Consider the following 14,921-nt stretch of genomic DNA (forward strand, 5'->3'; position numbering starts at 1 on the left):
AGGTTCGCACCGACCGCCATCGGTGTGAACCCGTATGCGATCCACCCCACACAGCGCGGTGTGATCTTCATATTGACGCACAGTGAATAACTATGAACGCCATGAAGTCGGATCAGGTCAGACATGTCAGGCGCGCCGCCGTGGCTGCCGGGGTCGGCGGCCTTCTGGTCGCGGGCGTGCTGGTGTTCGTGCCCGACGAGAAGAAGGAGGCCGCCGCGCCGCCCGCCCCGGGGCCCGAGGGGCGCGCACTCGCCGCCGTCACCGCCGGTGCGCCCGCCACGCGCGCCGACCTGAGCGCGCTCATCCGTGACCGCGAGGCGCGGGTGCGGGCGCATCCGGACGACGCCAAGGCCTGGGCCGTGCTCGGCTCCGCGTATGTGGCGCGGGGCGTCCAGCAGGCGGACCCGTCCTCGTACCCCCTGGCCGAGCGCGCCCTGGACCGCGCGCTCTACGGATCCGCGGGCGGGGACGGGGACGGGGCCACCCCGGGCGCCGCCACCCCGGGTGCGGGGACGGGGAGCGCGGGGGCGACGAACCCGGGGACGGGCTCCGCGCCGCCCGCCGCACCCGCCACGCCGCCCGCGCCCGCAGCGCCCGCCGCACCCTCGGCGCCGTCAGCGCCCGCCGCGGTCCCGGGCACGGGTTCGGCACCCGCCGGAACCGGGACCGTGACGGCGCCCGCGGGGGCGGCGCCCGCGACCCGGGCTCCGGCACAGCAGCAGCCCGGCGGCACCGTGCCCGGCACCGGCCCAGGGGCCGTGCCCGCGGGTACGCCGGCCGCCGGCCCTGTCTCGGCCGCCCGCGCCGCCGGTTCCGGAAGCGGCGCGCGTCGGCCCGGCGGCGGGGCGGTCGACGCGAAGGCACCCGCCTCGCCGACGTCCGTCGCGGCGACGCCCTCGGCGCCGGCGGCCGCCCCCAAGGAGGCGCTGATCGGGCTCACCGCCCTCGCCAACGCGCGCCACGACTACATGACGGCCAAGAAGTGGGGCGAGCTGGCGAAGAAGAAGCACCCGTCCGCCTGGGCCGTCTACCCCCCGCTCATCGACGCGTACAACGGCATCGGCGACTACGAGGCCGCGGGCCGCGCCCTCGACAAGCTCGCCGCGGCCCGGCCGAAGGCCGCGTCCATCTCCGGCGCCTACGCCCACGTGTACGAGGGGCGCGGCTGGCGCGAGGACGCCGCGGCCAAGGCGTCCGACGCGGTCGACCACGCCGCCTCGCCCGTCCAGAAGGCCGCGGGCCTCGCCGAACTCGGCGCTCTGGCGTGGGAGCGCGGCGAGCCGAAGGAGGCGCTCGGCCAGTACGACGCGGCGCTCAAGGTGACGCCCGGCCTCGCCGCCGCGCAGGCGGGCCGCGGCCGTGCGCTGGCCGCGCTCGGCAGGACGGACGACGCGTACGAGGCCTACCAGGCGGCGCTCGCCAAGCAGCCCAGGCCCGAGACGGCCCTGGAGTTCGGCGAGTTGTACGAGTCGCTCGGCCTGACCGGCGACGCGCAGACCCAGTACGCGAAGGTGCGCTCCGAGGCCGCGAAGGCGGCCGGCGACGGCGTGGACGAGAACCTGCTGCTCGGACGGTACGAGGCCGACCACGGCGGCGCCGGCGCTGCCGTGGCCCGGCTGACGGCGGAGTGGACGAGCGGCCGCAGGAGCGTCGAGGCGGCGGACGCGCTGGGCTGGGCGCTGTACAAGTCGGGTGACGCGGCGCGCGCCCTCACGTACGCGACGACGGCGACGAGCGATGGGCCGAAGAACGCCCTGTACTCCTACCACCGGGGCGAGATCGAGCGGAAGCTCGGCATGAAGGCGCAGGCGCGCAGGCACCTGGACGAGGCCCTGCGCACGAACCCGTACTTCTCCCCGCTGCTGGCGCCCCGGGCGCGTGCGGCGCTGAAGGCGCTGGGCGGCACGATCGGCGCGGCGGGCCCGGCGAAGTCGGGGAGCCCGGCGGCACCCCCGGCACCCGCCGCACCGGCAGCCCCAGCAGCACCGGCAGGCACCCCCGGTGCTGCGGCCGCGCCCGCCCCGGCCGGAACGACACCGGCCGACATCGCGCCCGCCCCGGCCGCGCCGGGCGGAGCGGCGCCCAACGGAGCGGCGCCGGACGGTTCCGTGCCGAACGCCGCCCCCGCGGACGGCGCGGCGGGCGCAGGCGCCCTACCACCCGGCCGGGATCCGGCCTCGTCGCCGCAGCGCCCCTGAGCGAGCGCAACCGAGGACGCACGGCCGGGAACACGGCCGCGGCCCCGTGGGTGGTCCACCCACGGGGCCGCGGCCGCGCCATACGTCAGAGGTTGCCGCGCTTCTCCTGCTCGCGCTCGATCGCCTCGAACAGCGCCTTGAAGTTGCCCTTGCCGAAGCCCATCGAGCCGTGCCGCTCGATCATCTCGAAGAAGACCGTCGGCCGGTCCTGGACCGGCTTGGTGAAGATCTGCAGCAGGTAGCCGTCCTCGTCGCGGTCCACGAGCAGCTTCTCCTCGCGCAGCGTCTCGATCGGCACGCGGGTCTCGCCCGCCCACTCGCCGAGCGTGTCGTAGTAGGAGTCCGGCGTGTCGAGGAACTGCACGCCCGCGGCCCTCATCTGCCGCACCGATGTGACGATGTCGTTCGTGGCGAGCGCGATGTGCTGCACGCCCGCGCCGCCGTAGAACTCCAGGTACTCGTCGATCTGCGACTTCTTCTTGCCCGCCGCCGGCTCGTTGATCGGGAACTTCACCTTGAGCGTGCCGTCCGCGACGACCTTCGACATGAGCGCCGAGTACTCGGTCGCGATGTCGTCGCCGACGAACTCCTTCATGTTGGTGAAGCCCATGACCTTGTTGTAGAAGCCGACCCACTCGTTCATCCGGCCGAGTTCGACGTTGCCGACGCAGTGGTCGACGGCCTGGAAGCTCCGCTTCTCCTGCGGGGCGACGAGCGGCTGCGCGGCCTCGTAGCCGGGCAGGTACGGGCCGTCGTAGGCGGTCCGCTCGACGAGCGTGTGCCGGGTCGTGCCGTACGTGGCGATGGCGGCGAGCACGACCGTGCCGTGCTCGTCCTTGATCTCGTGCGGCTCGACGAGGCCGGTCGCCCCCTGCCCGGTGGCGTACGCGTAGGCGGCGCGCGCGTCCGGCACCTCGATGGCGAGGTCCACGATGCCGTCACCGTGCTCGGCGACGTGCTCCGTCAGGTAGCGGCCCCAGTCCGTGGACGGCTTGACGACGGACGTGAACACGAAGCGGGCCGAACCGCTGGTGAGGACGTAACTGGCGGTCTCACGGCTGCCGTTCTCGGGGCCCGAGTAGGCGACGAGCTTCATGCCGAAGGCGGTGGAGTAGTAGTGGGCGGCCTGCTTCGCGTTGCCGACGGCGAAGACGATCGCGTCCATCCCCTTCACCGGGAACGGGTCGGCCTCGCGCGCGGTCTCGGGGACGGTGCCGGTCTGCGGCGCGGTGTCGTGCATCGAGGTGTCTGCCATGGGCACAGGGTCTCCCCGTACTGCAAGGTGCGCAACAGTTCCGGACTTCACTGGGCAATCTGTACAGCGATGAGCGACAATCATCGGACGATCTGTACAGGATGACCACGGTGAAAGGGGCGGCCGGGATGAGCATCGACGGACTCGACGGGCGGCTGCTCGTCCTGCTGGCGCGCGAGCCCAGGATCGGCGTGCTCGAAGCGTCCAGGCGGCTGGGCGTCGCGCGCGGCACGGTCCAGGCGCGGCTCGACCGGCTGCGGTCGAGCGGTGTGATCCGCGGCTTCGGCCCCAACGTCGATCCGGCGGCGCTCGGTTACCCGGTCACCGCGTTCGCGACGCTGGAGATCAAGCAGGGGCAGGGCACCGACGTGCGCGCACACCTCGACACCGTGCCCGAGGTGCTCGAACTGCACACGACGACCGGGCGCGGCGACATGCTGTGCCGGCTGGTGGCCCGCTCGAACGCGGACCTCCAGCGCGTGATCGACCGGGTGGTCGGGTTCGAGGGCATCATGCGCGCGTCGACGGCGATCGTGATGGAGAACCCGGTGCCGCTGCGGATCATCCCGCTGGTCGAGCAGGCGGCCGACGACCACGAGCGCGGCCACCGCGCGTAGCCCGTCGCTTCCCTGGGGAAATCGCGGGCCGCGGCGTAGAGTTCCGGACTGCCCGACGAGCCGCGGACCCGGAGGCGTGCCCATGCTGTTGTCAACGTCCGGAGTGCGCCGAAGACTTGGCGTCGTCCTGGCGGCGCTGGTGCTGTCGACGGTTTCGTCCGGCGCGCTCGACCCGTCGTCCGCCACGGCGGCCGGGGCGGCGACGGCCAAACAGCACCCGGCCAAACAGCACCCGGCCAAGCAGCACCCGGCCAGGGGCAGCGGCGACGACTGGGTGCTCAGCACCACCGACCCGTCCACCGACTACACCCCCGCCTTCCTCGGCAACGGCTACTTCTCCACCCGGGTGCCCGCGGAGGGCGCCGGCTTCTCCGCCTCGCCCCTGCTCACCGAGTCCCAGCTCGCGGGCTTCTACGGGCAGGGCCCCGGCATCTCCGTCCAGCGCGTGAACATCCCCGCCTGGTCGACCCTCGGCATCTCCGACGGCAGCGCCACCTACGGCAACGTCGCATCGGCGGCCGGCTGCGAGTTCGGCACCCTCTGCGAGGCGGAGACCGGGAAGCTGACCGGCGGCGCGTTCGCCGCCACCAACCACAAGGACTACGGCGGTTCGGGATTCGTCGCCGGCTACGGCCCCGGCGGCAAACCGGCGCCCGGCGCCTCCGCGGCCGTGACCATAGGACACGCGCCGGCCGGCACCGCGCGCCTCACCGTCCGCTACTCCGCGGGCGGCACCACGGCGCAGACGCTCAGCGCGCAGGTGAACGGGGCCGCGCCCGTCCGGCTGCGGCTGCCGGTGACCGGCTCCTGGGACGCCTGGGGGACGGCCACGCTCGACGTCCCGGTCACCGCCGGCACGAACACCGTGGCCGTCACCTGCGCCTCGGGCGACAGCTGCCTGGCGAACGTGGACGAGATCTCGCTGTCCGCCGTGGACACCGCACCGGCCCCCAAGACCCCGATCGGGACCACGTCCCACTACAAGCAGTCCCTCGACATGCGCCGCGGCACCATCACCACGTCCCTGACGTGGACTTCGCCGGCCGGCCGTGCGACGAGGCTGACCTACCGGGTGATCGTCGACCGGGCGAACGCCCACCTCGGCGTCACCCACGTCGACATCACGCCGCTGAACTGGAGCGGGCCGCTGTCGGTGATCGACATGCTCGACGGGCGCGCCGACACCCTCCCCGCCAACCACCGGCTGGCCAAGCCCGTCGACCTCACCCAGGTCTCGTCGGGGCGCGTCGACCGGTCGTCGGCGGCGATCAGCGAGAGCCTCACCACCCAGCAGATCGGCATGCGCGCCGGGCTCGCGTCCGTGCTGCGCGTGGACGGCCGCCGCATGGCGACCGAGCCGTACACGGACGTGCCCGCCGACTCGCTCGCGCAGCGCGCCGATCTCCACGTACGGGCCGGGAAGACGTACGCGGCGACGAAGTTCGTCGGCATCGCGTCCTCGAACGACACCGCGCAGGGCTCGGCGCCGCTGGTGACCGACGGCCCGGCCGACCCGCGGGCGGCCGCGCTCGGCTACGCGACGCACGCCGCCCGGCAGGGGCTGCGGCCCGTCGAGACCGCGCACGAGCGTGCGTGGGCCCGCCTGTGGCAGTCCGACATCACGGTCCCCGGCGACACCGAGCTGACACAGCGGCTGCGCGCCGGCATGTTCTACCTGCTCTCCTCGGTGCGTGACGGTGTCGACTGGGGCCTTTCGCCCGGCGGCATGTCCTCCGCCGACTACAACGGCCACGTCTTCTGGGACGCCGACACCTGGATGAACCCCGCGCTGCTGGCCGCCCACCCCGACCTGGCGCGGGGCCTGCTCGACTACCGCTCGACGCTGCTGGGCGCGGCACGCGCCAACGCCGAGGCACACGGCTACCAGGGCGCCCAGTACCCGTGGGAGAGCGCGGACACCGGCAGCGACGTGGGCATCCACCCGCGGGAGATCCACATCGACTCCGACGTCGCGCTCGGCCAGTGGCAGTACTACGAGGCGACCGGGGACCTGGACTGGCTGCGCACCAAGGGCTGGCCCGTGATCAAGTCGGTGGCGCGGTTCTGGGCGAGCCGCGTCACGCCCGACGGCCACGGCGGCTACGACCTGGCGGACGTGCAGTCCCCCGACGAGAACCACGACCACGAGACCAACAGCGCGTACACCAACGCCGGCGCGATCACCGTCCTGGGCATCGCCACCGAGGCGGCGCGGCTCGTCGGCGAACAGCCCGACCCGCGGTGGGCGCAGGTGGCCGCCGGGCTGACCGTGTCCGTCGACCCGGCCACCGGCGTGCACCCGGAGTACGACGGCTACAACGGCAGCACGATCAACCAGGCCGACACCGTCATGCTGCAGTACCCGCTGAACTACCCGATGACCGACGAGCAGGCGCAGGCCGACCTCGACTACTACACGCCGCGCACGGACATCAACGGCCCCTCCATGACCGACTCGATCAACCTGATCGACAGCGCACGCCTCGGCACGCCCGGCTGCGTCACCGAGACCTTCCTCAAGCGCAGCCTCGACCCCTACACGTACGCGCCGTTCGACCAGTTCGCCGAGAAGCGTGGGGGCGGCGCCTTCACCTTCACCACCGGCATCGGCGGTGTGCTGCAGGCCTTCACCTACGGCTTCACCGGGCTGCGCCTCGGGTCCGACGCGGTCACCGTCGACCCGATGCTGCCGCCAGGGATCCCGGGCATCGACCTCACCGGCCTGCACTGGCACGGCAACACCTTCGACGTCTCCATCCGGCACGACGGGACACGCGTGACACTGCGCGGCGGCCACACACTCGTCGTGTCGGCGGACGGGCATCGCACGAAGCTGCACGGGCACCACAGCATCACGGTCACCACCCGCCGCCCCGACCTGGCGCCGACGCAGGACGCGGCGCGCTGCAAGACGGTCAGCGCCACCACGGCCGACCCCAGTTTCCCGGCGGTCGCCGCCGTCGACGGCAGCCCCAGCACCCGGTGGAAGGCGACAGGACCCGGTGCGTCCCTCACCGTCGACCTGGGGCGGGCCACGACGGTCGGGCGCGCGCGGGTCACGGCGTACGGCGCCACCACCGCGTACCGGATCGACGTGTCGGCGGACGGAAAGACGTGGACACCGTTCGGCGCGCCGGTCGCGGCGACGGCGGCGTCCGCCACGACGGTCACCGCCCCGCCGGTGCGGGCCCGCTACGTCAGGTACACCGCGGTGGGCACGGCGACCGCGCAGGTGGTGGAGGTGGAGGTGTACCGGGGCCCGGCCGGCTGAGCAGCCGGCCTGCCCCGCCGGGGTTCAGCCTCAGCAGCTGGGGAGCCTGCCGCCCGTCCCGAGCGCCTTGAGTGACGTGACCGCGCCGGTCAGCGTGGTGACGGGGACGAGCCGCATGTCCTTCGGCAGGTTGACCTGCGCGTCGGAGCACTCCGCCTTCGGCACCACGAACACCGTGGCGCCCGCGCGGGCGGCTGCCTGCGTCTTCAGCGCGACGCCGCCGACCGGGCCGACCTTGCCCGAGCCGTCGATCGTGCCCGTACCCGCGATGACGCGGCCGTCCGTCAGGTCGCCGCCCGAGCCGTTGCCCGCCAGCTTGTCGATGATGCCGAGCGTGAACAGGAGGCCGGCGCTCGGGCCGCCCACGTCGGCGAGGTGCAGCTTGATGTCGACGGACCCGGGCTTCCTGTGGAGGTAGGAGAGGGCCGCGCTGACCGCGTGGTTCTGCGACCGCACCATGTCGCCGGTGTTCGTCTTCCGGATCTCCTTGACGGACTCGCCCGCCGGGTAGACGGCGTCGCGCGGCAGGACGGCCTCTTTGGGCCTGAACCAGCCCTTGGCGACGTCGGCGATGCGCACGGTTGCCGAGGGGCCCGTCGCCTCGATGGTCGTCATGCGCAGCTGGCCCGTGGTCGTGCGTACCGGGGCGCCGGTGACGGTGATGACCTTCTGCCCCTGATTCGTCCCGAGCACGTCGGCGGTCAGGCCTGGCACGGCGATCGCGTACGGCAGCGGCGCCAGGGCGACCACCGCGAACAGTGCCACGATCGGCACGGCGCACAGCGTGAGGAGGACGGGGCGCGAGAGACGAGTGAACACGGTGCCAATCTATCGGCCGCACTCCCCGCCCGGCCCCGCGCCCTCGGCGCCCGGCGTCAGCGCAGTACGTCAGCACAGCACGTCAGCGCAGGGCGTCAGCGCAGGGCGTCAGCGCAGGGCGTCAGCGCGGGGCGTCAGCGCAGGGCGTCCGCCACCTCGCGTGCCGCGTCGACGACCCGCGCGCCGACCCGCTCGGGCACGGAGTCGGCGAGCATCACGACGCCGACGCTCCCCTCGATGCCGCTGACCCCGACCAGCGCCGCCGCCGCGCCGCTCGCCCCCGTCTCCAGCTCGCCGTGCGTGAGCGCGCACGGCGGTTCCGTCAGCAGGGCGCCGCGCGCGGCGAGTATGGCCTTGCCCGCGGCGCCGCGGTCCAGGGCGTGCCTGAACCCCGTCCGGTAGGCGACGTGGTAGTCCGTCCAGCTCGGTTCGACGACCGCCACGGCCAGCGCCTCGGTGCCGTCGACGAGGGTGAGGTGCGCCGTGGCGCCGATGTCCTCGGCAAGCGAGCGGAGTGCGGGCATGGCCACTTCCCGTACGAGCGGGTGCACCTGGCGGCCGAGGCGCAGCACACCGAGGCCGACCCTGGCGCGGCCCCCGAGGTCGCGGCGGACCAGCGCGTGCTGCTCGAGCGTGGTGAGCAGGCGGTAGACGACGGTCCTGTTGACACCGAGCTTGGCGGACAGCTCGGTGACGGTCAGCCCGTGGTCGGTGTCGGCGAGCAGCTTGAGGACACGCAGGCCTCTGTCGAGCGTCTGGGATGTCTCGGCGGTCACGACGCACTCTCCTTCGACGTCTCGGAGTGAGTGGCGACGGCGCTCTCCCCTGGCCCGGCACCGGTGCCGTCGGCGGGTCGCGGCGAGGCCGCTACCGGAGCGGGACACGACGGCTGCGCTGCGCGGCGGCGCTGCCACGGCGCGTGTTCATGTGTCCGGACAGTAGCGAGCCATACCGCTGAGCGGAAGACCCGGTCCAGAATCCGGTCACACGCGCCGAATTGATGGTGGAAAGAGCGTAGATGACACCATGTGCCCCGCATAGGGGGACGGGGTGTGTCTTTACCGGCGGTCCATACGCATCAGCCCACGCGTATCAGCGCATCCGCGTGGCCCACTCCTGGACCTTCTTGATCCGCTCGCGAATCTGCCCGGCCGTGGCCTCCGCGCTCGGCGGGCCGCCGCACACCCGGCGCAGTTCGGTGTGGATGACACCGTGCGGCTTGCCGCTCTGGTGCACGTACGCGCCGACCATGGTGTTCAACTGCTTGCGCAGGTCGAGCAGTTCGCGGTGGGAGACCACCGGCCTGCGGTCGGCGGGCATTTCGAGGAGGTCGGCCTCCTCGTCGGGCTTCTTGCGGCTGTGCGCGATCTGCCGCGCCTGCCGGCGCTGGAGCAGTATCTGCACCTGGTCGGGCTCGAGCAGCCCCGGGATGCCGAGGTAGTCCTGCTCCTCCGCGCTGCCGGGGTGGGCCTGCATGCCGAACTCGGCGCCGTCGTAGAGGACCCGGTCGAAGACGGCGTCGGACTCGAGCGCCTCGAACGGCAGCGTGTCCTGCTCGCCGGTGTCCTCGTCCTGCTCCTTGTTGGCCTCGTCCATCTCCTTCTCGGACTCGGCGTACGGGTCCTCCTCGCCGCCCTTCTTCGGCTTGTCGAGCACGTGGTCGCGCTCGACCTCCATCTCGTTGGCGAAGCCCAGCAGGTCGGGGATGGTCGGCAGGAACACGGACGCGGTCTCGCCGCGCCGCCGCGACCGTACGAAGCGGCCCACGGCCTGCGCGAAGAACAGCGGCGTCGAGATGGTGGTGGCGTACACGCCGACGGCCAGGCGCGGCACGTCGACGCCCTCGGACACCATCCGCACGGCGACCATCCAGCGCGAGCCGTCCTCCGCGAACTCGTCGATGCGCTTGGAGGCGGAGGCCTCGTCGGACAGGACGACGGTCGCCTTCGTGCCGGTGATCTCCCGCACGGTCTTCGCGTACGCGCGCGCGGAGTCCTGGTCGCTGGCGATGACCAGGCCGCCCGCGTCGGGGATGGCCTTGCGCACCTCGGTGAGGCGCTGGTCGGCGGCGCGCAGCACGTTGGGCATCCAGTCGCCGCGCGGGTCGAGCGCCGTGCGCCACGCCTGCGAGATCGCGTCCTTCGTCATGGGTTCGCCGAGGCGCGCGGCGATCTCGTCGCCCGCCTTGGTGCGCCAGCGCATGTTGCCGCTGTAACTGAGGAAGATGACCGGCCGCACGACGCCGTCGGCGAGCGCGTTGCCGTAGCCGTACGTGTAGTCGGCGGACGAGCGGCGGATGCCGTCGTTGCCCTCCTCGTACACCACGAACGGGATGGGGTTGGTGTCCGACCTGAACGGCGTGCCGGTCAGCGCGAGCCGCCGGGTCGCCGGCTCGAACGCCTCCAGGCACGCCTCGCCCCAGGACTTGGAGTCGCCGGCGTGGTGGATCTCGTCGAGGATGACGAGCGTCTTGCGCTGCTCGCACCGGTTGCGGTGCAGCATGGGCCGCACGCCGACGCCCGCGTAGGTGACGGCGACGCCGTGGTACTCCCTGCTGACCGGCCCCGCGCTGTAGTCGGGGTCGAGCTTGATGCCTATGCGGGCCGCGGCGTCCGCCCACTGCGTCTTGAGGTGCTCGGTGGGCGCGACGACGGTGACCTGCTGCACGACGTGGTGGTGCAGCAGCCACGACGCGAGGGTGAGCGCGAAGGTGGTCTTCCCCGCGCCGGGGGTCGCGACGGCGAGGAAGTCGCGCGGCTGCTCCTGCAGGTAGCGCGAGAGCGCGCCCTCCTGCCAGGCGCGCAGCTTGCCCGCGGTGCCCCAGGGGGCCCGGCCGGGGAAGGCGGGTGAGAGGTGGTGGGAGGCGGGAGTGGACACGGTCTCCGTTCCGAACCTGGCGTACGACAACCGGGCCACCCTATCGGGGGCCCGCCATGATCCTCGTACGAACGCGGCGGCCCGGGCGCGGGTGCGGGATGTGTCACATCGCGGCGCCGGACGGCGCGGCCGCCGTGCGCACGCGGACGCGCGTGGCGACCCGGATGCCGGCCAGCGCGACGAACGCCATCAGCACGAAGACGGCGGCGAACGCGGCGGGATGGGCGCCGGTGGCCCCCGCCGTCCCGGCGGCGGCCGAGGTGCCCGCGCCCGCGCCGCCGCCCACGGAACCGCCGCCGAGGGCGCCGAACGCGGCGCCGCCGACGGCCAGCATGAGGACGTTCGACAGGCCGTCGGAGATCTGCAGGGCGGACGAGTTGGCGCCCACCTCCTCCGGCGCGGAAAGGCTGAGCAGGACGACGCTCGTCGACGAGATGACGGTGCCCATGCCGACGCAGCCGACCGCCCAGGCGGCCCCCAGCACCCAGACGGGCACGGCGTGGATCAGGACGGTGGGCCCGGCGGCGATCCCGAGGGTCACCAGCACCATCCCGATCGCCATCAGCGACTCGCGGTGGCCCTGCAGGCTCGGCCGCGACTGGACGTACGACCCCAGCGACCAGGTCACACCGCCCACGGCGATCGTGAGTCCTGCCATCGTCGGCGACAGGCCGCGCTGGGTCACCAGCATCAGCGGGACGAAGCTCTCGGCGGCGATGAACGACCCGGCGGCGACGCCGCGCAGCGCCACCACGGCCGGCAGCCCGCGCGCCGCGCGCCACGTCCCCGCGGGCAGCAGCTCGCGCACCGACGCGACGAGCAGGACGCCCCCGGCCGCGAAAGGCACGAGCGACAGCCAGCGCAACTCCTCGCCGGCGTACTGGAGCAGCCCCGCGCCCACGGACAGCGCGAGCGCGAGGACGATCCTGCGCCGGTCGAAGCCGGGCGCGGGCGCGTCCGGGTCGGCGCGCCCCGCCGCCATCCGCCGGATCGCGGGGAGCGCGAGCACGAGCGGCAGCACGATCAGGACGGGAATGCCGAGGAACACCCAGCGCCAGCCCAGCTGTTCGGTGACGGTCCCGGAGGCGAGCGGCCCCACCACGGACGGCACGACCCAGGCCGCCGCGAACCCCGCCATGATCGAGGGCCGCAGCCGCTCGGGGTAGGCGCGGCCGACGACCACGTACAGCGCGACGATGACGAGCCCACCACCGAGCCCCTGCACGGCGCGCCCCAGGATGAACACCCACATGCCGGACGCGGTGCCCGCCACGACGAGCCCGGCGGCGAACATCCCGATGCCGGTCGCGAGCGGGGCGAGCGGCCCGTGCCGGTCGGACCACTGGCCGGCGAACACCATGGCGAAGAGGCTGGTGGTGAAGTACGCGGAGAACGCGAATGCGTAGAGCGGGATCCCGTGCAACTCGCGCGCGGCGACAGGCATGGCCGTCCCGACGGCGGTCGCCTCGAAGGCGATGAGCAGCACGACGGAGACGATGCCGATGCTCAGGGCGCGATAGGGCGCGCTCAGCACGCCACCCGCGGCGACGGGTCCTCCGGCGTCCCCGGCGTCCCCGCCACCCGCGCCGCCGACGCCCGCGCCGCTGCTCGTGCTGCTCTCACCGACGGCGGAGGGCGTGACGAGGGCGGCAGCGGCGACATCGGCGTCGCGCGGTTCGGGGGTGCTCATCACGCCAGAGTAAGGGGCACAAGCGGCTTTGACCCCTGGCGATCGTCGCGGCCGCCCTGGTCCGTTGGTCGTACGACCCGAGACCGCTCCGATGCCTTAATTCGAACGCTTGAGCAATACCTGGTGGGCATGGCAGGGTGCCCGTCATGCCGTCCGACACCCTCCCCGCCCAGATCTTCCGCACGGGACGCTTCACACACGGCGTCCCCGCGCAGTTCACCGTGGCACCGGACGGAGCGACGGTCCTCTACCTGCGCAGCAGGGCGGGCGACGATCCGCGGCCCTGCCTGTGGGCGCTGGACGCGGCCTCCGGCGCGGAACGTCTGCTGGCCGACCCCGCCGAACTGCCCGCCGCCGCGGGGATCGAGGGCTACGCAACGGACACGGCCGCGCGGACAGCCGCGTTCACGCTGGATGGCGACCTGTGGATGGCGGACGTCGCCACAGGCGCGACGAGGCGTCTACCGCTGCCAGGAACGGCAACCGACGCCCGCCCCGACCCCACAGGACGCCGCATCGGGTACGTCCGCGACGACGAGGCCCTGTGGCTGATCGAGGCGGACGGAACGGACAACCACGCGATCGCGACCCCCGAAGGCCCCGCCGTGACGTACGGACGGGCCGAGCACACGGTCGCGACGTCGACGAGCGGACCACGCGGCTACTGGTGGGCGCCGGACGGCGAGCACCTGCTGATCGCGCGCACGGACAGCACGGACGTCCAACTCTGGTACACCACGGACCCGGCAGCCCCCGCCGACGCCCCTCGCCCCCTGCGCCACGCGGCGGCTGGAACGCCACAGGCCGACGTGACCCTCTGGGTCACGGCACTCGACGGCACACGGACCGAGGCCCGATGGGACCGCACCGCCCTCCCCTACGTGACAGGGGCGGGCTGGGACGCGCACGGCCCGTACGCCGTGGTGCAGTCGCGCGACCAGCGCACGGTCCTGTTCCTGTCCATCGACCCGGCGACCGGCGCCACCACCGTCCTGGACGAACTGCACGACGAGGCCTGGGTGCAGTGCGTCCCCGGGCTGCCGGCACGGCTGCGGTCGGGCGGCCTCGTCAACCACGCCGACCTGCGGAACACCCGCCACCTGACGCTCGACGGAACACCGGTGACCCCTCAGGACCTCCAACTACGGGAAGTACTCGCCGTCGACGGCGACGAGGTGCTGTTCACCGCGTCCGACGAGCCGACCGAGACCCACCTGTGGACGTACGGCGCCGCCCGCGGCCTGCGCCGGCTGAGCGACGGACGCGGCGTACACGCGGGAGCACTCGCCGGCGGCACGCTGGTACGGACAGCCCGGCACGCGGACCGGCCGGACGGTCACAGCGAGGTCGTACGCGCGGGCGGCCCGCCCCTCCCCATCGCCTCCCGGGCCGAACGCCCCGTGCTCGACGTCCACTCCACCCGCCTCGTCCTCGGAGAACGCGCCCTGCGTGCCACACTCCACCTGCCCTCCTGGCACCGCCCCGGCGAAGGGCGGCTGCCGGTCCTGCTCGACCCCTACGGCGGAGCCGCACTGCAGCGGGTCACTGCCGCACTCGACTGGAGCACCCTGGCGTCGCAGTGGTTCGCCGAGCAGGGCTTCGCGGTCCTGGTGACGGACGGCCGTGGCACGCCGGGACGCGGCCCGGAATGGGAACGCGCCGTCCACGGCGACCTGTTCGGACCCGTCCTTGAGGACCAGGTGACCGCCCTGCACGAGGCCGCCCGGCTCTTCCCCGACCTCGACCTGGGACGCGTCGGCATCCGCGGCTGGTCGTACAGCGGCTCGCTCGCCGCGTTCGCCGTGCTGCACCGACCCGACGTCTTCCAGGCGGCGGTCGCCGGAGCGGGCGTCACCGACCAGCGCCTCTACGACGCCCACTGGCGCGAACGATTCCTCGGCCACCCGGACGAGCACCCGGAGCGGTACCGCGAGAACTCGCTGCTCCTGGCGGCGCCCCGCCTGACCCGCCCCCTGCTGCTGATCCACGGCCTGTGCGACACGAACGTCCACCCCGCCAACACACTGCGCCTCTCCGAGGCCCTGCTCCACGCAGGCCGCCCGCACGAGACCCTGCTCCTGCCCGGCACCGGCCACCGCGCGATCGGCGGCCCACTGACCGAGCCGCTGCTCCGCCGCCAGGCGCAGTTCCTGCGGCGGCACTTGAAGGCGTCATAGGGAACTCAGGGCTTGCG

General features: G+C 73.4%; 9 protein-coding genes. 4 read left to right on the top strand and 5 right to left on the bottom strand.

Annotated features, from left to right (window positions below; genetic code table 11):
- Positions 1-101 precede the first annotated feature (101 nt).
- A complete protein-coding gene (locus IH48_RS34515) occupies positions 102-2,198 on the top strand; it encodes a tetratricopeptide repeat protein (RefSeq protein ID WP_158710347.1) in 2,097 nt (698 codons plus the stop codon).
- A gap of 85 nt (positions 2,199-2,283) precedes the next feature.
- Here the strand turns inward: IH48_RS34515 and hppD are convergent, their stop codons facing one another.
- Positions 2,284-3,453, bottom strand: a complete 1,170-nt coding sequence (hppD, locus tag IH48_RS0124485) for a 4-hydroxyphenylpyruvate dioxygenase (RefSeq protein ID WP_051840497.1) — start codon at positions 3,451-3,453, stop codon at positions 2,284-2,286.
- Positions 3,454-3,581: 128 nt separating this feature from the next.
- On the opposite strand from hppD, the gene IH48_RS0124490 reads away from it, so the two are divergent.
- Together IH48_RS0124490 and IH48_RS0124495 are read left to right on the top strand one after the other, a co-directional pair.
- Positions 3,582-4,070 carry an Lrp/AsnC family transcriptional regulator gene (locus tag IH48_RS0124490; RefSeq protein ID WP_030908607.1) on the top strand — a complete coding sequence of 163 codons (489 nt, stop codon included), beginning with the start codon at positions 3,582-3,584 and terminating at the stop codon, positions 4,068-4,070.
- 82 nt (positions 4,071-4,152) lie between these two features.
- Entirely contained in the window at positions 4,153-7,341 is a 3,189-nt protein-coding gene (locus tag IH48_RS0124495; protein WP_158710348.1) for a discoidin domain-containing protein, read from the top strand.
- A gap of 30 nt (positions 7,342-7,371) precedes the next feature.
- Here the strand turns inward: IH48_RS0124495 and IH48_RS0124500 are convergent, their stop codons facing one another.
- From IH48_RS0124500 to IH48_RS0124515, 4 genes are all read right to left on the bottom strand, one after another.
- Complete coding sequence (locus IH48_RS0124500; RefSeq protein ID WP_030908613.1) at positions 7,372-8,160, bottom strand: S16 family serine protease; 789 nt, start codon at positions 8,158-8,160, stop codon at positions 7,372-7,374.
- 134 nt (positions 8,161-8,294) lie between these two features.
- Positions 8,295-8,936, bottom strand: coding sequence for an IclR family transcriptional regulator (locus IH48_RS0124505; RefSeq protein ID WP_030908616.1), 642 nt, complete (start codon positions 8,934-8,936; stop codon positions 8,295-8,297).
- 316 nt (positions 8,937-9,252) lie between these two features.
- A complete protein-coding gene (locus IH48_RS0124510; RefSeq protein WP_030908619.1) occupies positions 9,253-11,037 on the bottom strand; it encodes a DEAD/DEAH box helicase in 1,785 nt (594 codons plus the stop codon).
- Between the two features lie 103 nt (positions 11,038-11,140).
- Entirely contained in the window at positions 11,141-12,727 is a 1,587-nt protein-coding gene (locus tag IH48_RS0124515; protein ID WP_030908622.1) for an MFS transporter, read from the bottom strand.
- 146 nt (positions 12,728-12,873) lie between these two features.
- Here IH48_RS0124515 and IH48_RS0124520 point away from each other — a divergent pair, with 146 nt between their 5' ends.
- Positions 12,874-14,904: a S9 family peptidase gene (locus tag IH48_RS0124520; protein WP_030908625.1), complete on the top strand. Its 2,031-nt coding sequence runs from the start codon at positions 12,874-12,876 to the stop codon at positions 14,902-14,904.
- The last annotated feature ends 17 nt before the right edge of the window (positions 14,905-14,921 follow it).

Source organism: Streptomyces sp. NRRL F-5126, from assembly GCF_000721265.1.
Classification (GTDB): domain Bacteria; phylum Actinomycetota; class Actinomycetes; order Streptomycetales; family Streptomycetaceae; genus Streptomyces.